The following is a 17551-nucleotide window of genomic DNA, read 5'->3' as shown; positions in this document are numbered from 1 at the left end:
AGTGTGACATGGCGCCCGCGCCGGTCAGGCAACCAGGAGCCAAGATGAACAAGACGGTCTACACTTTCGGCGGCGCAGCCGACCATTCGGACCCGCGCCAGAAGGACAAGACCATCGTCGGCGGCAAGGGGGCGAACCTCGCCGAAATGGCCTCGATCGGCCTGCCGGTGCCCCCGGGCTTCACCATCAGCACCGAGGAATGCCTCGAATACCTGCGCAAGGGTGCCGATTTCAGCGACAAGCTCCGTGCCGATGTAACCGCAGCCCTCGGCCATATCGAAGCAACTGTCGGCAAGCGTCTGGGCGACAAGGACAATCCGCTGCTCGTCTCGGTCCGATCCGGTGCGGCGCAGTCGATGCCGGGAATGATGGACACTGTGCTCAACCTCGGCCTCAATGACGAGACGGTCGAGGGACTGGCGCGGGTCAGCGGCGACGAGCGCTTTGCCTGGGACAGCTATCGCCGCTTCATCCAGATGTATTCCGACGTAGTGCTGGGACTCGATCATGGCCTGTTCGAGGAAGCGCTGGAAATCGCCAAGGAAGACAAGGGCTTCTACGCCGATACCGAGATGTCGGCTGAAGACTGGAAGGCGCTGGTCGCCGAGTACAAGCAGATCGCCGAGGACGAACGCGACGGCGAACCCTTCCCGCAGGATGTGACCGAGCAGCTGTGGGGCGCGATCCGCGCCGTGTTCGACAGCTGGGACAGCGAGCGGGCCAAGGTTTACCGCCGTCTCAACGACATACCGCACGATATGGGCACGGCGGTGAACGTCCAGGCGATGGTGTTCGGCAATATGGGCGATACGTCCGCCACCGGCGTCGCCTTCACCCGCGACCCCGCCACGGGCGAGAAGGCCTATTACGGCGAGTTCCTGATCAACGCGCAGGGCGAAGACGTGGTGGCGGGCATCCGCACCCCGCAATACCTCACCAGAGCGGCCCGCGAGGCTGCCGGCGCCGACAAGCCGAGCATGGAAGAAGCCATGCCCGAAGCCTTCACCGAGCTCGCCCGCGTGTTCGACCTGCTCGAGCAGCACTACCGCGACATGCAGGACATCGAATTCACCGTCGAACGCGGCACGCTGTGGATGCTGCAGACCCGCACCGGCAAGCGTACCGCCAAGGCCGCGCTCAAGATGGCGGTCGAGATGGTCGGCGAGGGGCTGATCAGCGAGGACGAGGCGATCCTGCGGGTCGATCCGATGGCGCTCGACCAGCTGCTGCACCCGACGCTCGATCCCGACGCGCCGCGCGATGTGCTAACCACGGGGCTTCCCGCTTCTCCGGGCGCTGCGAGCGGCAAGATCGCGCTCGATTCCGATACCGCCGAGCTGTGGGCCGGGCGGGGCGAGAGCGTGATCCTCGTTCGCGTCGAAACCAGTCCCGAGGACATCCACGGGATGCACGCGGCCAAGGGTATCCTGACCGCGCGCGGCGGCATGACGTCACACGCCGCGGTTGTGGCCCGCGGCATGGGTCGCCCCTGCGTGTCGGGCGCGTCGGGGGTGATGATCGCGCGTGAAGGTCGCACGCTGAAGATCGGCAACCGCGATCTCAAGGAAGGCGATGTCATCACCATCGATGGCGCCAACGGCCAGGTCATGGCGGGGGAAGTGCCGACCATCGAGCCGGAGCTTGCCGGTGACTTCGGCACGCTCATGGATTGGGCCGACAGGCACCGCCGGATGGGCGTGCGCACCAATGCCGAAACGCCTGCCGACTGCCGCATGGCGCGCCAGTTCGGGGCGCAGGGCATCGGCCTGTGCCGGACCGAGCACATGTTCTTCGACGCTGCCCGCATCAGCGCGGTGCGGCAGATGATCCTGGCCGAGAACGAGGCCGGGCGGCGCGGGGCTCTGGCCAAGCTGCTGCCCGAGCAGCGGGCCGACTTCAAGGCGATCTTCGAGGTGATGGCGGGCCTGCCGTGCACCATCCGCCTGCTCGATCCGCCGCTGCACGAGTTCCTGCCGCATGGCGACACCGAGTTCGAGGAACTGGCCAGCGCCACCGGACACCCGGTCAAGCACCTGCGCCGCCGCGCCGACGAGCTCCACGAGTTCAATCCCATGCTGGGCCACCGCGGTTGCCGCCTCGGAATCACCTATCCCGAGATCTACGAGATGCAGGCGCGCGCCATCTTCGAGGCCGCTTGTGAAGTCGCGGCGGAGTCGGGGGAAGCGCCTGTGCCCGAAATCATGATCCCGCTCGTCGGGACCAAACGCGAGCTCGAAATCCTGCGCGCCCTCGTCAACCGCGTGGCCAAGGAGGTTTTCGCGGAAACGGGTCAGCATCTCGATTACCTCGTCGGGACCATGATCGAACTGCCGCGCGCGGCGCTGATGGCGGGCGAGATTGCCGAGGAAGCGCGCTTCTTCAGCTTCGGCACCAACGACCTGACCCAAACCACGCTCGGCGTCAGCCGCGACGATGCCGGTCGGTTCCTGACCCCCTATGTCGAGAAGGGGATCTACGCCCGCGATCCCTTCGTCAGCCTCGATGTCGAAGGCGTCGGCCAGCTGGTGCGGATGGGGGCGGAACGGGGCAGGGCGGTGCGTCCGAACCTCAAGCTCGGCATCTGCGGCGAGCATGGCGGGGACCCGGCGAGTATCGCCTTCTGCGAGGAAGTCGGGCTCGATTATGTCAGCGCCTCGCCCTACCGCGTGCCGATCGCCCGGCTGGCGGCGGCGCAGGCTTCGCTGCGGGCAAAGTAACCTAACGCCAGGCGGTTAGCGTCAGTATCTCGACGGTCTCGGAGACTTTTCCGTCCCCGTCACGCAGCCCGTCGAACGCCGCGAGGGCACGTCGATACCCTGCCTTGGTAACCGGCCAAGGCCCGGTGGCGAGGGCTGAAGTAAGACCATGGTCTCGCAGGTCGCTCACCATCCGGTCGAGTGAACCGAACCGAACCCGCAAGGGGTAGCTATCGACCACCTGCCGCTTGAACCCGGCCCTTTGCAACAGGCCAGCCCCGGCCTGATTGTCCACCAGCGGATGCATCCGCGCTGCGGGCCGCTCGCCATCGGCGGCAAGCATGATCTGGCGCAGCACGGTTAGCGATCCTGCGCCCGGGAAAGCCGCCATCAGAATGCCACCCTCGGCCAGGGCACCGCGGGCATGGAGCAATGCTCCCGGTAGGTCGTTGACGTGGCCAAGGCCCATCAGATGGACAATCAGATCGAAGCCGCTGTTCGGCCACGGCTGCGCTTCATCGAAGCTGCCAAGTGCAGCGGCCTTTCCTACAACCCCTTGCTGGGCTAGCCATGACCCAAGCTTGCCGGTCGTATCCCCGATTACCAGCGCGTTGTTCGGCTGCGCGCGCATGAATTCGAGGCGCTCGATGATGTCCTCTGCGATCGTATCGACGATGTATTGCGCCGCATCCGGGCGATTGCGCCGCGATTGCGCACGGTTCCATTTGGCCATGGCCCGCTGGCGGGAGAAAATCTTCGGGACGCGTGGCTCGGTCATCAGCGCGCCCTGCCGCAGAGGGGCGGGCGTGACAAGCTAGCCATGCGTTGGGGCACCTCATTGGCCGTCGGGCTTAGGCCCATTGTGGACTTTCTCTATCCGCCGCGCTGCCCGCTGTGCGGAGAGGGAATAGAGGCGCAAAGCGGCCTTTGCGCTGCCTGCTGGAGCGGGTTGGCGATCCCCGGCGAGCCGTCCTGCGCCACATGCCAGCGCCCGCTCGGCTCCGGAACGCTGGCAGCGAGCATCTGCGGGCCATGTATGGCGGAGCCGCCGAAACACGTCGGGATCTCTGCCGCCACGCTATACAACGACACATCACGCCAGCTGGTGCTGCGCTTCAAGCATGGAGGGCGGATTGCGCTGGCCACAATGATGGCGCGGCTTATGATCGCGCGGCTGGGCGAATTGCCCCACGACAGCATCCTGGTACCCGTACCGTTGCACCGGTGGCGGATCTGGCGGCGTGGCTACAACCAGGCAGCCCTGCTCGCCCGCGAGATCGGCCGCCTGACGGGCAGGGCCGTGTGCCTCGATGCCCTCCATCGCGTAAAGCAGACCCCATCACTGGGCGGACTTGGCCGGAAAGCCCGCGAACGCGCCTTGTCGGGCGCGATTATCGCTCGGGCAGGGCCACGGAAGGCCTTGGAAGGGCTGCCTGTCATACTCGTCGATGACGTCCTCACCAGCGGTGCCACGACCGACGCCTGCACCCGCGCCCTGCTCCGCGGCGGTGCGAAGAGCGTGAGGATTGCCTGCTTCGCCAGGGTGCTCGACGAAACCGTGCCGCCGCAGACCGCAATGCCGGAAAGTGAACGCCCGAGGCCGCTAGGACCTCGGGCGCCACGTGACGAAATTCGTAGGACCCGGCGGCCGTCCCCCGAAGGCCGCACGAGGGTCCACTCCCTCATCGTCTTGTCCCGGAAACAGCATCACCCCCATGATGCGGTCGTTCCCGGCCTACCCCCTGAACCCGGCCACTTGGTGGGCCTTATTCCGGTGGACGGCTGGAGTTGCCGTGGGGCAATGTTTTTCATTCATCTGGCTGACAGAAAAGAGGCATTGCCATGCCCGTCCTGTTTTGGCACCGCCCTGTGCTGAATCTGCAACAAATCTGTCGCATTGATGCAAGAAACGCATGGAGATGTTACGCGTGACCGCCAGCGAGAACCGGGAATTGCGCGAGCAGGGTGCGGTGTTCATGCCGAAATTCGATTCGGCGGGGTTGCTGAGTGCGGTCGTGCAGCATGCGGAAACCGGTGCAATCCTGATGGTCGCCTTCATGGACGCAGAAGCCATCGCCGCGACTCGCGAAACCGGTTTTGCCCACTTCCATTCGCGGTCGCGCGGCAAGCTGTGGAAGAAGGGCGAAACCTCGGGAGATGTCTTGCAGGTCGTCGAAATCCTTGTCGATTGCGACCAGGATGCCCTGTTGGTCCGGGCGCTACCGGCAGGGCCAACCTGCCATACCGGGGCGGCAAGTTGCTTCTACCGCGTGCTTGAAGGCGACGCTCTCGCCCCCGTCAAGACTTGACCTTTACGTAAAGGTCAGTTAAGGAGCGACGCATGGCACACGTCGCTCCCCACGAACAACAGCCCCATGCCGGGGCCCACCTCGACCGGCCGGACAAGCTGGAGCGCGAGCAATACAGCATTTCCGACCTCACCACCGAGTTCGAATGCACCGCCCGCGCGCTGCGCTTCTATGAGGACGAGGGGCTGATCAATCCTTCACGCGTCGGACTCGCCCGTGTCTATTCCAAGCGTGACCGGGCGCGACTCGCCTGGATCATGCGGGCCAAGAACGTCGGCTTCAGCCTGGGCGAGATCAAGGAAATGATCGATCTCTACGACCTCGGCGATGGCCGCGTCGAACAGCGCCGCGTGACAGTCGAGAAGTGCCGCAACCACATCGCCAAGCTCAGGCAGCAGCGTGCCGACATCGATTCGTCGATCAAGGAACTGACCGATTTCGTCGCCCTGATCGAGAACCTCGACCTCTAATCCAACCCCAAACCCGCTTCACCAAGGACCGCCCGATGCCCATCTATTCCGCGCCGACCCGCGACACCCGCTTCATCGTCAACGAGGTGCTAGACCTTGCGAGCTACGGCAACCTGCCGGGTTTCGAGATGGCGACGCCGGACATTACCGATGCGGTGATCAACGAAGGCGGCAAGTTCTGCTCGGAAGTGCTCGCCCCGATCAACCAGTCGGGCGACCGGGAAGGCTGCACCCGCCATTCCGATGGTTCGGTGACCACGCCCAAGGGCTTCAAGGAAGCCTTCGACCAGTTCCGCGCCGCGGGCTGGGGCACACTTTCGGCTCCCGAAGAGTTCGGCGGGCAGGGCATGCCGCACGTTCTCGGCATGGTGATGGAAGAATTCATTTCGGGCTCGAACCAGGCCTTCGGCATGTATCCCGGCCTCACCAACGGCGCGGTCTCGGCGCTGATAGCCAAGGGCTCGCAGGAGCAGAAGGAGAAGTATCTCCCGAAGATGATCTCCAACGAATGGACCGGCACCATGAACCTGACGGAGCCGCATTGCGGCACCGATCTGGGCATGATCCGGACCAAGGCCGAGCCGCAGGCGGACGGCAGCTATGCCATTACCGGGACCAAGATCTTCATTTCGGCTGGCGAACATGACATGGCCGAGAACATCATCCACCTCGTCCTCGCCAAGACCCCGGGCGCGCCTGACAGCACCAAGGGCATCTCGCTGTTCGTGGTGCCGAAGTTCCTCGTCAACGACGATGGTTCGCTGGGTGAACGCAACGGAGTGGTGTGCGGTTCGATCGAGCACAAGATGGGCATCCACGGCAACGCCACCTGCGTCCTCAACTATGATGGCGCCAAGGGCTGGCTCGTGGGCGAGGAAAACAAGGGTCTGGCCGCCATGTTCATCATGATGAACGCGGCCCGGCTCGGGGTGGGTATCCAGGGATTGAGCCAGGCCGAAGCGGCTTACCAGAACGCCGTCGCCTATGCGCTCGATCGTCGCCAGGGCCGCGCGCTGACCGGCCCCGCCGATCCGGCCGCCCAGGCCGATCCGATCTTCGTCCACCCCGATGTCCGCCGTATGCTGATGGATGCCAAGGCCTTTACCGAAGGCATGCGCGCCCTCTGCCTGTGGGGTGCTCTGCTGGTCGACCTGAGCCACAAGGCCGCGACCGAGGAAGAACGGGCCCAGGCCGATGCGATGATCGGGCTGCTCACCCCGGTCATCAAGGGCTATGGCACCGACAAGGGCTATGAAGTCGCGACCAACATGCAGCAGGTCTTCGGCGGCCACGGCTACATCGAGGAATGGGGCATGAGCCAGTTCGTGCGCGATGCCCGGATTGCCATGATTTACGAAGGCACCAACGGCATCCAGGCGATGGACCTGTGCGGTCGCAAATTGGCCCAGGGTGGCGGCGCGGCGGTCCAGGCCTTCTTCAAGGCCGTGGGCGACGATATCGCCGCTGCCAAAGACGACACCGTGCTTGGCCCGCTGGCAACCGATCTCGAAAAGGCGCTCGGCCAACAGCAGGCGGCGACCATGTGGTTCATGCAGAACGCCATGACCAATCCCAATCATTTGGGAGCAGGTGCGCATCATTACATGACGATCATGGGCATCGTGACGCTCGGCTGGATGTGGCTGCGCATGGCCAAGGTGGCGCAGGCCGCTCTGGCCGCAGGCACCGAAGACAAGGCGTTCTACGAAGCCAAGCTCGCCACCGCCCGCTATTACATGGACCGTTTCCTGCCCGACGCCGGCGCGCTGCGCCGCAAGCTCGAAGCAGGCGCCGACAGCATGATGGCACTGGGGGCAGAGGCTTTCGCCACGGCGGCCTGATACACACAGCGACAAGCCGTCACACATTGAGGCTGGATACAAGGCGTCCCCGGTTTAGTCCGGGGGCGTCTTTTGCTGTCCGGGGACGAACGTTGATGATTCTGAGATTGGCCACCTTGGGCGCCGTCGCATTCCTGGGAACAGACCGCGTACAGGCGGAAGCCACTGATCCAGCCACAGCTGCGGCCATTTCGCAAGCCATGCTCGATGCCGCACAGGAAGTCAGCGGCGTCCCCGGGCTGTCCGCTGCAGTCTGGCGAAGCGGGTCGGTTGTCTGGACCGGGACAGCCGGTTCACGCGATCTGGAACAAGCCCTGCCGGTGGAACGGGATACGCGTTTCCGGCTCGCCTCCGTGTCCAAGCTGGTGACCGTCACGGCACTTGCGAAGTTGGCGGAAGAGGGACGGATCGATCTGGACGCTCCGATTGCCTCAATCTTGCCATGGTTGGAGAACGATTGGCCTGCGATCACCGCGAGACAGCTTGCCGCGCATTCCTCAGGCCTGCCGCATTATCAGGACGTTGACGTGGGTCGCGGAGCCATGCGTTACTCCTCCGGCCGCGCTGCGGTGGCTATCTTTTCGGACCGGTCCCTCCTGTCCGAACCGGGTACGCAATACAGCTATTCCTCCTGGGGCTACACGCTGCTGGGTGCGCTGATCGAAGAGGTGACGGGCCAGTCATTCGAAAGCTACTTCGCCTCGGCGATTACGCACGGTCTCGACCTCGGTCTCGACACGACCGATACCGACGATCCGAAGGCGACGAGAGCGTATGAGTTTGTGGGTGGCCAAGCGCAGCCGGCTCTATCGCACGACTATAGCTACACCTGGGGCGGCGGGGGCCTGATGGCCAGCGTCGAAGGGCTCGTGCGGTTCGGCGGGGCGATGCTGCAAGACAGGATTGTGAGCAAAGCGACCTTTGACGCCATGACGCAGCCGTTCGTGTTGGCATCAGGACAAACAGCAGGGGACGCTGGCTATGACGTCGGCTTCGGCTGGCGCATTGCCGAGGATGGCGACGGGAACCCCATCACCTTCCATAACGGCACGGCAATCGGCGCGCGTTCGTCGTTGGTGCTGTGGCGCGAGGAGAATACCGCAGCGGCCATATTGTCCAACGCCTCGTGGACCTCATCGATAGACTCGACCAGCCAGATGTTGGCGGCACCTTTCCGCGACGCACCGCCGGGCTTGATCCCTGCCGCCTGCCCGGTGCAGTCGAGCCAGTTCGCGGGCACGCTGTCTGGAGAACCGGTCAGCGGTGTGGCGCGCTTTCGAATGGTCGATGGCGTCTGCCAGGGCGAACTCGAAATTGGCGGCACCCTGCGAACCTATTTTGACCGCGGCCCCCAACCGACAGCGCCGAAGATGAGGATCGTCGGTATCGGCATCGATGGCGGCCTCTCTCGCGCAGGCCTGGTCACGCCCTTCGGCATCTACGAAATCCGCGCGACCGAGGACGGGCAGTTTCACAGCGAATGGTCTTCCACGCGCAACCTTACCTTCCGCCTGCTCGAACAGGGGGAAGGCGGGTTATGACAGCGTTTTGTTGGACAGCGTATTCATGGCTGCCCATCTCTGCCGGTCGACGCAGGCCGGCCATCGCCAAAATTGATCGGCTCGGAGATTATTCCTCCGGAAGGAATTCGGGCACCGAAAGGTAGCGCTCACCAGTGTCGTAGTTGAAGCCGAGCACACGCGAGCCAGCCGGAAGTTCGGGCAGCTTCTTGGCGATCGCCGCCAGCGTTGCACCGCTGGAAATGCCGACCAGGATACCTTCCTCGCGGGCGCAACGGCGAGCCATGTCCTTTGCCGCTTCGGCATCGACCGGTATCGCCCCGTCGATGGACTGGGTGTGAAGGTTGGCCGGGATAAAGCCCGCCCCGATGCCCTGGATCGGGTGAGGGCCGGGCTGACCGCCATTGATGACCGGCGAAAGCTCGGGCTCGACGCCATAGGCCTTCATGCCGCTCCAGTGGCGCTTCAGTTCCTCGGCGCAGCCGGTCAGGTGGCCGCCGGTGCCGACGCCAGTAATCAGAACGTCGATCGGCGTGTCCTTGAAGTCGGTCAGAATCTCCTGGGCAGTGGTGCGGACGTGGACCTTCCAGTTGCTATCGTTGTCGAACTGGCTCGGCATCCACGCATTCTCGGTCTGCTCAACCAGTTCGGTGGCGCGTTCGATAGCGCCCTTCATACCCTTGGCGCGGTCGGTCAGGTCGAAGCTCGCACCATAGGCCAGCATCAGGCGGCGGCGTTCGATGCTCATGCTGTCAGGCATCACCAGAATCAGCTTGTAGCCCTTGACCGCGGCGACCATCGCCAGGCCGATGCCGGTATTGCCGCTGGTCGGCTCGATGATGGTGCCGCCGGGCTTGAGCGCGCCCGAAGCCTCGGCATCCTCGATCATCGCCAGCGCGATGCGATCCTTGATCGAGCCGCCCGGATTGCTGCGCTCGGACTTTACCCAGACCTCGTGATCGGGAAACAGGCGGCTCAAGCGTATATGCGGCGTGCCGCCAATCGTCTGGAGGATGCTGTCGGCTTTCATGGCGTTCTCTCCTGGGGGTCTGTCTGCTTACGAATCGTCTTTTGCCAGTTCCGGCGGCGGGTCGAAAGACCTGGTTGTACGAAGGACAGGGAATACCCGGCTCCAGAGCGCGACAGTGGCGATGGCACCGGCGCCGCCAACCACCACGGCACTCACAGGGCCGATCAACCACGCGAGCGTGCCGGAAAAGAAATCGCCAAACTCGTTCGAGGCGCTGATGGTAAGGTGGCTGACCGAGGATACACGTCCGCGCTTGTCGTCGGGCGTATGCAACTGGACCAGCGACTGGCGGATGTAGACGCTGAACATGTCCGCTGCACCGACCACGAACAGTGCCGCAAGGCTTAGCGGCATGGAGGTCGAAAGACCGAAAACGATGGTAGCAGCGCCGAACACCGCCACGGCCACCAGCATCGCCGGGCCGACGTTGTTGGCGAGTGGCCGAAACGAGAAAACCAGCCCCATCAGCGTGGCCCCGATGGCAGGCGCCATGGCCAGCTGCGCCAGCCCCTCTTCGCCGACCTGCAGGATATCGCGAGCATAGACCGGAAACAGTGCCGTTGCCCCGGCGAGGAAGACGGCGAACAGGTCGAGCGTGATCGAGCCGAGGACCATCTTGTTCTGCACCACATAGTGCAGCCCATCGACCATCTGCCGGATCGGGTGCGCCGCACCGACAATATTGGTCTGCGGCACTTTGCCTATGGTGCCGAGCGAGAGGATCGCAATGGTGAACAGCACCGTCGCCACCGCATAGGGCAGGGCAGGCTCGATCGCATGGAGATAACCGCCAACGCCCGGGCCAACGATCATCCCCACTTGCCACGAGATCGAACTAAGCGCGATGGCAGTCGGCAGGATCGCCTTGGGCACGAGATTGGGCGACAAGGCCGATAGGGCCGGTCCGTTGAAGGCACGCACGATGCCGAGCACCACAGCTATCGCGAACAACCAGGGCACGGTTATCGCATCTGTCCAGCTCAGCCAGGCAAGCGTGGCGGCACAAAAGAATTGCAGGACGATAGTCGACTGGGCAAGCTTGCGTCGGTCGAGCCTGTCAGCAGCGAGTCCGGAAAAAGGAGTGAGCACGAAAAGCGGGACGAACTGCAACAAGCCGATCAGCGCCAGCTGTCCGGCGGCTCCCTCTATGCTCATGCCGCCGTTGCGCGAAATATCATAGGTCTGCCAACCGATAATCAGGATCATCGCATACTGGCCCAGCGTCATGCTCAGCCGGGCGAGCCAATAGGCGCGGAAATTGGCGACGCGGAAGGGGTGCGTGGGTTGGCTTGATACGTCGCTCACGCCGCAGCCTTGGCAGGCGCGGCGTGGCGAGGGAAGCAAGTTGTTCTTTAGCGGCGGGTCAGGCTAGCGCGGGCGACGCAGCCGCGGGTTCGGCTGGAGTTCGTCGATTACGGCGACGAAATCATCAAGGCGGATGATCCGTTCGAATTGGAAACCAGCGCGATTCTCGCGAACCCAGATACAATAGGCTTCGATCCGGCCGATAACCGGCAAGCGGACGATTACCCGGTCGCCGCGCGACAGGTTGGTGGCGTCGTCGATCATGAAGCCATGGGCCGAGAGATTGCTGATGTGCATCTTCACATCGCCCCGCTGGTGATGCTCGGCAATTACCGGAAAATCGACCGGATGACGCGTTGCGCGACGCTGGTCGGTGACCGAGAGCTGGGCTCCGTTTGCCATTTTTGGACGATCCTTCGTGTATTGGTACGGGATCGTGATATCGTGTAAAATCGCCAATATTCGGTTAAGCGCGATCGTCCTGATTTGGGACGGAACGACGGATTTCTGCGGCTTACGGAAGATCAGGCCGTCAAAATACCGTGCCGCTTCTTGCCAAGGCTGAGCTTGACCTCCTGCCCGGGTGCCACTGTCACCATGGTTGCCGGATCGGTAACCGGTTCACCATCGAGCTTAACGGCACCCTCGGTGATCTTCCGCTTGGCTTCTCCATTGGACTGCGTGAAGCCGATCGCCGTCAATGCCGCGGGAAGCGACAAACCTTCAGCGCCAATCGACAGGGCAGGGAGGTCGTCCCCGGCGCCGCCGCCTGCAAAGGTCTGCTGTGCCGTGGCTTCGGCTGAACGCGCCGCCTCCTCTCCCCGGCAGAGCGCAGTGGCGGCGTTGGCCAGCGCGATCTTCGCTTCGTTGATGTCGCTGCCTTCGAGCGCTTCTAGCCGCGCGATCTCATCGATTGGCAGGTCGGTGAACAGCCGCAGGAACTTGCCGACATCGCGGTCGTCCGTGTTGCGCCAGAATTGCCAGTAATCGTAGTTCGGCAGTTGCGCTTCATTGAGCCAGACGGCTCCGGAAACCGACTTGCCCATCTTGCTGCCGTCGGCCTTGGTGATCAGCGGCGTGGTGAGCCCGAATACCTCGATCGCGTCCATCCGGCGGCTCAGTTCCACCCCGTTGACGATATTGCCCCACTGATCACTGCCGCCCATTTGCAGGCGCACGCCCATTTCCTGGCACAGGTGCCGGAAATCGTACCCCTGCAGGATCATGTAGTTGAACTCGAGGAAAGTCATCGGCTGTTCGCGCTCGAGCCGTAGCTTGACCGAATCGAACGAAAGCATCCGGTTGACCGTGAAATGCGTACCGACCTTCTGCAGCATCTCGATGTAGCCGAGCTGCCCGAGCCAGTCATGGTTGTTGACCATCACCGCATCGGTCGGACCATCACCGAACTTGAGGAACCGCTCAAAGGCAGTGCGGATCGAGGCGATGTTGCCTTCGATCGCATCGTCGGTCAGCATCTTGCGAACTTCGTCCTTGCCGGTCGGGTCGCCGATGCGCGTCGTACCGCCCCCCATGACAACCACCGGCTTGTGCCCGGCCTGCTGCAAGCGGCGCAGCAGCATGATCGAAACGAGGTTACCGACATGGAGCGAAGGGGCCGTGGCATCGAAACCGACATACCCCGGCACCACCTGCTTCTGCGCGAGAGCATCGAGCCCCTCAGCGTCGGTCTGCTGGTGGATGTAGCCCCGCTCATCGAGCAGGCGCAGGAGGTCGGACTTGTATGCGGACATGATGCTCACTTGCCTTGGAGCGCGGCGGTTAGCATGGGGGTATGGTAATGCAAGCGTATCCCCTCATACCTCATGCGGCAAAGCCACCGCTGGCCGTGCGCGCCGTGGAGGCGCGGGTCGGCAATCACGATCCGCACTGGCTGAGTCTGCGCTGGCGGATCGACGCAAGCGCCGGCGTGGTTGTGCCACCACCCGCGGGGAAACTGCGCCGGGACGGGTTGTGGCAAACGACCTGCTTCGAACTGTTTCTCCAACCCGACGGGGAAGCCGGATATTGCGAGTTCAACCTGTCGCCGTCCGAGGCCTGGAATGTCTATGACTTTCATGCGTATCGCGAGGGAATGTGCGAACGCAAGGCTGCGCGCGCGCCTGTCCTGACCATGCGCCCCGGTTCCAGCTTCGCCATCTTCGATGCCGCGATACCGAGGTCGCTGCTCCCTACTGAGCCTTGCGCGATGGGCCTGACAGCCGTCATCGAAGAGACAGGGGGGCACAAGAGCTATTGGTCGATCGCCCACCCCGATACCGATGCACCGGATTTCCACCACGCGGCTTGCTTCGCTGCACGGCTTGAGGCACCGCACGCGCCATGAAATTCGGTATCGACCGCCTGCTGAGCGAGCCAGAACTACACAAACCCCTTGAGGGCAAGCGCGTCGCGCTGGTCGCCCATCCAGCGTCTGTGACAGAGAACCTGACCCACAGCCTCGACGCACTGGTTGCGGCCGGGATCAATGTCACCAGCGCCTTCGGCCCACAACACGGGCTCAAGGGCGACAAGCAGGACAACATGGTCGAGACTGCGGACGAAACGGATCCACATTACGGCATCCCGATCTTCAGCCTCTATGGTGAGGTTCGCCGCCCGACCGGACAGATGATGTCGAGCGCGGACGTCTTCCTGTTCGACCTGCAAGACCTCGGCTGCCGCATCTACACGTTTGTCACCACGCTCCTTTACCTGCTGGAAGAGGCAGCGAAGCACGGAAAAACCGTGTGGGTGCTGGATCGTCCAAACCCTGCGGGCCGCCCGGTCGAGGGTACGCTGCTGGTTCCGGGCAACGAAAGCTTCGTCGGTGCAGCGCCAATGCCGATGCGCCATGGGCTGACCATGGGCGAGATGGGCCATTGGTTTATCCGTCACTTCGGGCTCGATGTCGAATATCGCGTGATCGACATGCATTACTGGCTGCCCGAAAGCGGTCCGGGTTACGGCTGGCCCGACAGCCGGATCTGGATCAACCCGTCGCCCAATGCCGCCAATCTCAACATGGCGCGCGCTTACGCAGGCACGGTGATGATCGAAGGCGCAACGCTGAGCGAGGGCAGGGGTACTACGCGACCGCTGGAGGTGCTGTTCGGTGCCCCCGACGTTGATGCCAAAGCCGTGCACAACGAAATGGGGCGGCTAGCACCCGATTGGCTGGCGGGTTGCGCAATCCGTGAATGCTGGTTCGAACCGACGTTTCACAAACATGCCGGCAAGCTCTGCAATGCGCTGATGATCCATGCCGAAGGGCAACACTACGCCCACGAAGTCTTCCGGCCCTGGCGTCTCCAGGCTCTTGCGTTCAAGGCAATCCGCAACCTCTATCCCGACTATGCAATCTGGCGCGGCAAGGACTTCAAGTACGAGTACACCGATGACGTTCTCGCGATCGATGTCATCAATGGCGGGCCCGCCCTGCGCGAGTGGGTCGATGATTCCGCCGCGACGCCCCATGATCTCGGTGCGTTAGCGGCCAACGACGAGGGGGCATGGATCGCCGAAGTGCGCGATCTGTTGCTCTACTGATCGCCCGCGTCAGGCTCCGTGCTTGCGGCTCAATTCGCGCATGGCATCGTCCAGACCGTCCAGTGTCAATGGATACATCCGGTCGTTGACCAGCTGCTTCATCACCTTGGTGCTCTGTGAATAGTTCCACTGTTTCTCCGGCACCGGATTGAGCCAAACGGTCGCCGGATAGGTGTTGGTAATGCGCTGCATCCACACAGCGCCGGCTTCCTCGTTCATATGCTCGACGCTGCCGCCCGGATGGGTGATCTCATAGGGACTCATCGCCGCGTCGCCGACGAACACCACCTTGTAGTCGTGCCCGTACTTGTGCAGCACGTCCCAGGTCTTGGTCCGCTCCTGCCAGCGCCGCTTGTTGTCCTTCCACACGCCTTCGTAGAGGCAGTTGTGGAAGTAGAAGAACTCGAGGTTCTTGAACTCGGTCGTCGCGGCGCTGAACAGTTCCTCGCACAGCTTGATGAAGGGGTCCATCGAGCCACCGACATCGAGGAATAGCAGGAGCTTCACCGCATTGCGCCGCTCGGCGCGCATATGGATGTCGAGCCAGCCCTGCTTGGCCGTGCCTTCGATGGTTGCGTCAATGTCGAGCTGGTCCTGCGCCCCTTCGCGCGCAAAACGGCGCAGCCGACGCAGCGCCATCTTGATATTGCGGGTGCCGAGTTCCTTGGTGTTGTCGAGGTTCTTGAACTCGCGCTTTTCCCAAACCTTCACGGCGCGTTTGTGCTTGCTCTCGCCGCCGATCCGCACGCCTTCAGGGTTGTATCCCGAATTGCCGAAGGGTGAGGTGCCGCCGGTGCCGATCCACTTGTTGCCGCCCTGGTGGCGCTTCTCCTGCTCCTCGAGCCGCTTCTTGAGCGTTTCCATGATCTCGTCCCAGCTGCCGAGCTTCTCGATCGCAGCCATTTCTTCCTCGGTGAGGAACTTTTCCGCCACCGCCTTGAGCCAGTCTTCCGGGATATCGACCGGGTTCTGGCCGTAATCGGTCAGCAGCCCCTTGAAGACCTTGTTGAACACCTGATCGAACCGATCGAGCATGCCTTCGTCTTTCACGAAGGTGGCGCGTGACAGGTAATAGAACGCCTCGGGGGTCTGCTCGATCACGTCCTTGTCGAGCGCTTCGAGCAGGGTCAGGTGCTCCTTGAAACTGGCCCCGATCCCGGCCTCGCGCAGCTCATCGACGAAATTGAAGAACATCTCGGCAGCCTTTTCCTCGCCGGCTTTACGGCCCGGTAACCATATGCCCCCTAGGAGGAGTGCGTATCCATTGGGGGATCGCATGGAACTTAGCAAGATTATCGCCGCCGAACAGAGTGCGCTGGACCTTATTCCGGCAAAGTGCGGCGATGTAACCGTAGGCTGCACCGATGTGGCCGGAGTCGTCGAGGCGGTCATTCAGTCGTCGGAGAAGCTGCGCGAAGAACACACCGCGCTGCACGGCACCATTGCCGCGCTCGAAGCCGATCAGGCCCGGGTGAGCGAGGCAAGCGACGAAGCCCGACTGCTGTCCGAGCGGGCGATTGCACGGCTCGGAGATGGCAATGCGCTGATCAGGTCTTCGCTCTCCCAAATCACGAACCTGCTCGACCTTGTGGAAACGCTCACGCGCCATGTCACTGGCTTTGCTTCGGCAATGGACCAGGTCAAGCGCAGCTCGCAGCGGATCGAGGATATCGCCGAGACGACCAATATCCTCGCGCTCAACGCTACCATCGAAGCGATGCGGGCTGGTGAAGCCGGTCGCGCCTTCGCCGTGGTCGCTGACGAGGTGAAGAGCCTCGCCGGTGCGACTCGCAAGGCCACCGAGGAAATCTCGAGCACCATAGATACGCTGGAAGGCGAAGCTCGCGCAGTTATCGCTCAGATCGAAGGCGGTGCAGCGGCTTCGACCGAAGCGAAAGAATCGGTCTCCAAGATCGAAGACACTCTGTCGGGAGTTTCCGAACTGGTCGAAGAGGTAGATCGCCAGAACGACCAGATCGCCCGCGCAACCGGCACCATCAGCGGACACGTCGCCAAGGTACAGGATGTGCTCGTGAGTTTCGACGGTGCCGCACTGGAGAACGAGCGCAAGCTGCAGAGCGCGCACGAGCGGATGGAAGATCTCGAGCTGACCGCCAGCGAGATGTTCGACAGCATCGTCAAAGCCGGACTATCCCCGAAAGACAGCGAAATGGTTGCACGGGCACAGGCTCATGCGCAGCGCCTGGCCGATGTTGCCGAAAAAGCGATTGCCGCTGGCGAGCTTCGGATGGAGGACCTGTTCGACCAGGACTACAAGCTGGTTCCGGGCAGCAATCCCGAACGTTTCCGCACACGCCTGAGCGACTGGGCCGATCGCAACTGGCGCCCGATTATTGACGAAATCGTGGGCGAGGGTGGAGCTATCAAGATGGCATCGCCGGCCGATATGAAGGGGTTCCTGCCGACGCATATTTCGGATCGTTCGCGGCTACCGACCGGCGATCTGGCGCACGATACGAAGTATTGCCGCAACGGCCGCATCCTGTTTGGGGCTATCGACGCCAAGGCCAAGCAAAGCAGCGCGCCCTACATGATGGCGGTCTATCGCCAGGAAGGCGACGGCAAGCGTTACGAGGTGGTCCGCAACGTCTACGTCCCGCTGGTCATCAATGGTCGTCGTTGGGGCGATTCCGAACTTGCATATACCTTCTGACGGAAGCGCCCAACAGTTCCATTGAGGAGCAGAGCGGGGGGCATCCCCTTGCTCCATCGGAAATGAACACCTAGCCCGTCAGCCTATGTGGCAAACGGGGTCGCTCGGTACGCAAGTGGCGAAAGACGGTGACAGGGGTGAAGCTTGCCCCGATGCC

Annotated in this window: 15 protein-coding genes and 1 pseudogene; 10 read left to right on the top strand and 6 right to left on the bottom strand. The window is 63.0% G+C overall.

Annotation, left to right across the window (positions count from 1 at the left end):
• The first annotated feature begins 44 nt into the window (after positions 1 to 44).
• Positions 45 to 2717, top strand: a complete 2673-nt coding sequence (ppdK, locus tag LY632_RS08875) for a pyruvate, phosphate dikinase (RefSeq protein WP_234090784.1) — start codon at positions 45 to 47, stop codon at positions 2715 to 2717.
• Position 2718: 1 nt separating this feature from the next.
• Here the strand turns inward: ppdK and LY632_RS08870 are convergent, their stop codons facing one another.
• Positions 2719 to 3474 (bottom strand): methyltransferase domain-containing protein, encoded by a 756-nt coding sequence (locus tag LY632_RS08870; RefSeq protein WP_234090783.1) that lies wholly within the window; start codon positions 3472 to 3474, stop codon positions 2719 to 2721.
• 42 nt (positions 3475 to 3516) lie between these two features.
• Here LY632_RS08870 and LY632_RS14370 point away from each other — a divergent pair.
• The 6 genes and pseudogenes from LY632_RS14370 to LY632_RS08845 all read left to right on the top strand — a co-directional run.
• Positions 3517 to 3675, top strand: a pseudogene (locus LY632_RS14370) (double zinc ribbon domain-containing protein); the annotation flags it as partial.
• A 57-nt stretch (positions 3676 to 3732) separates the two neighbouring features.
• Positions 3733 to 4572 carry a ComF family protein gene (locus LY632_RS14365; RefSeq protein WP_370636572.1) on the top strand — a complete coding sequence of 280 codons (840 nt, stop codon included), beginning with the start codon at positions 3733 to 3735 and terminating at the stop codon, positions 4570 to 4572.
• Positions 4573 to 4615: 43 nt separating this feature from the next.
• Positions 4616 to 5005, top strand: coding sequence for a phosphoribosyl-AMP cyclohydrolase (hisI, locus tag LY632_RS08860; RefSeq protein ID WP_234093202.1), 390 nt, complete (start codon positions 4616 to 4618; stop codon positions 5003 to 5005).
• Between the two features lie 32 nt (positions 5006 to 5037).
• Positions 5038 to 5475, top strand: a complete 438-nt coding sequence (locus LY632_RS08855; RefSeq protein ID WP_234090782.1) for a MerR family DNA-binding transcriptional regulator — start codon at positions 5038 to 5040, stop codon at positions 5473 to 5475.
• A 35-nt stretch (positions 5476 to 5510) separates the two neighbouring features.
• Positions 5511 to 7316: an acyl-CoA dehydrogenase C-terminal domain-containing protein gene (locus LY632_RS08850; protein WP_234090781.1), complete on the top strand. Its 1806-nt coding sequence runs from the start codon at positions 5511 to 5513 to the stop codon at positions 7314 to 7316.
• 95 nt (positions 7317 to 7411) lie between these two features.
• Positions 7412 to 8857 (top strand): serine hydrolase, encoded by a 1446-nt coding sequence (locus LY632_RS08845; RefSeq protein WP_234090780.1) that lies wholly within the window; start codon positions 7412 to 7414, stop codon positions 8855 to 8857.
• 88 nt (positions 8858 to 8945) lie between these two features.
• On the opposite strand, the gene cysK is transcribed toward LY632_RS08845, so the two are convergent.
• The 4 genes from cysK to tyrS all read right to left on the bottom strand — a co-directional run bounded on the left by cysK (position 8946) and on the right by tyrS (position 12925).
• Positions 8946 to 9866, bottom strand: coding sequence for a cysteine synthase A (gene cysK / locus LY632_RS08840; RefSeq protein WP_234090779.1), 921 nt, complete (start codon positions 9864 to 9866; stop codon positions 8946 to 8948).
• Between the two features lie 27 nt (positions 9867 to 9893).
• A complete protein-coding gene (locus LY632_RS08835) occupies positions 9894 to 11093 on the bottom strand; it encodes an MFS transporter (protein WP_234093200.1) in 1200 nt (399 codons plus the stop codon).
• Positions 11094 to 11234: 141 nt separating this feature from the next.
• Positions 11235 to 11573 (bottom strand): PilZ domain-containing protein, encoded by a 339-nt coding sequence (locus LY632_RS08830; RefSeq protein WP_234090778.1) that lies wholly within the window; start codon positions 11571 to 11573, stop codon positions 11235 to 11237.
• 122 nt (positions 11574 to 11695) lie between these two features.
• A complete protein-coding gene (tyrS, locus tag LY632_RS08825) occupies positions 11696 to 12925 on the bottom strand; it encodes a tyrosine--tRNA ligase (RefSeq protein WP_234090777.1) in 1230 nt (409 codons plus the stop codon).
• Positions 12926 to 12972: 47 nt separating this feature from the next.
• Here tyrS and LY632_RS08820 point away from each other — a divergent pair, with 47 nt between their 5' ends.
• Positions 12973 to 13518 (top strand): DOMON-like domain-containing protein, encoded by a 546-nt coding sequence (locus LY632_RS08820; protein WP_234090776.1) that lies wholly within the window; start codon positions 12973 to 12975, stop codon positions 13516 to 13518.
• Complete coding sequence (locus tag LY632_RS08815) at positions 13515 to 14720, top strand: exo-beta-N-acetylmuramidase NamZ domain-containing protein (protein WP_234090775.1); 1206 nt, start codon at positions 13515 to 13517, stop codon at positions 14718 to 14720. The genes LY632_RS08820 and LY632_RS08815 overlap by 4 nt, the downstream gene beginning before the upstream one ends.
• A 9-nt stretch (positions 14721 to 14729) precedes the next feature.
• Here the strand turns inward: LY632_RS08815 and LY632_RS08810 are convergent, their stop codons facing one another.
• Positions 14730 to 15914 carry a VWA domain-containing protein gene (locus LY632_RS08810; protein WP_234090774.1) on the bottom strand — a complete coding sequence of 395 codons (1185 nt, stop codon included), beginning with the start codon at positions 15912 to 15914 and terminating at the stop codon, positions 14730 to 14732.
• An 82-nt stretch (positions 15915 to 15996) separates the two neighbouring features.
• Here LY632_RS08810 and LY632_RS08805 point away from each other — a divergent pair, with 82 nt between their 5' ends.
• Complete coding sequence (locus LY632_RS08805; protein WP_234090773.1) at positions 15997 to 17394, top strand: methyl-accepting chemotaxis protein; 1398 nt, start codon at positions 15997 to 15999, stop codon at positions 17392 to 17394.
• The last annotated feature ends 157 nt before the right edge of the window (positions 17395 to 17551 follow it).

Origin of the sequence: Erythrobacter sp. SDW2, assembly GCF_021431965.1 — a bacterium.
Lineage (GTDB): Bacteria > Pseudomonadota > Alphaproteobacteria > Sphingomonadales > Sphingomonadaceae > Parerythrobacter.
This window is presented reverse-complemented; position numbering and strand designations above follow the sequence as displayed.

What these genes read in the sequence shown, in the direction of transcription:
- ppdK (WP_234090784.1), top strand. Translation starts at nt 45, where the DNA reads ATGAACAAGACGGTCTACACTTTCGGCGGCGCAGCCGACCATTCGGAC.
- LY632_RS08870 (WP_234090783.1), bottom strand. Translation starts at nt 3,474, where the DNA reads ATGACCGAGCCACGCGTCCCGAAGATTTTCTCCCGCCAGCGGGCCATG.
- LY632_RS14365 (WP_370636572.1), top strand. Translation starts at nt 3,733, where the DNA reads ATGGCGGAGCCGCCGAAACACGTCGGGATCTCTGCCGCCACGCTATAC.
- hisI (WP_234093202.1), top strand. Translation starts at nt 4,616, where the DNA reads ATGTTACGCGTGACCGCCAGCGAGAACCGGGAATTGCGCGAGCAGGGT.
- LY632_RS08855 (WP_234090782.1), top strand. Translation starts at nt 5,038, where the DNA reads ATGGCACACGTCGCTCCCCACGAACAACAGCCCCATGCCGGGGCCCAC.
- LY632_RS08850 (WP_234090781.1), top strand. Translation starts at nt 5,511, where the DNA reads ATGCCCATCTATTCCGCGCCGACCCGCGACACCCGCTTCATCGTCAAC.
- LY632_RS08845 (WP_234090780.1), top strand. Translation starts at nt 7,412, where the DNA reads ATGATTCTGAGATTGGCCACCTTGGGCGCCGTCGCATTCCTGGGAACA.
- cysK (WP_234090779.1), bottom strand. Translation starts at nt 9,866, where the DNA reads ATGAAAGCCGACAGCATCCTCCAGACGATTGGCGGCACGCCGCATATA.
- LY632_RS08835 (WP_234093200.1), bottom strand. Translation starts at nt 11,093, where the DNA reads ATGACGCTGGGCCAGTATGCGATGATCCTGATTATCGGTTGGCAGACC.
- LY632_RS08830 (WP_234090778.1), bottom strand. Translation starts at nt 11,573, where the DNA reads ATGGCAAACGGAGCCCAGCTCTCGGTCACCGACCAGCGTCGCGCAACG.
- tyrS (WP_234090777.1), bottom strand. Translation starts at nt 12,925, where the DNA reads ATGTCCGCATACAAGTCCGACCTCCTGCGCCTGCTCGATGAGCGGGGC.
- LY632_RS08820 (WP_234090776.1), top strand. Translation starts at nt 12,973, where the DNA reads ATGCAAGCGTATCCCCTCATACCTCATGCGGCAAAGCCACCGCTGGCC.
- LY632_RS08815 (WP_234090775.1), top strand. Translation starts at nt 13,515, where the DNA reads ATGAAATTCGGTATCGACCGCCTGCTGAGCGAGCCAGAACTACACAAA.
- LY632_RS08810 (WP_234090774.1), bottom strand. Translation starts at nt 15,914, where the DNA reads ATGTTCTTCAATTTCGTCGATGAGCTGCGCGAGGCCGGGATCGGGGCC.
- LY632_RS08805 (WP_234090773.1), top strand. Translation starts at nt 15,997, where the DNA reads ATGGAACTTAGCAAGATTATCGCCGCCGAACAGAGTGCGCTGGACCTT.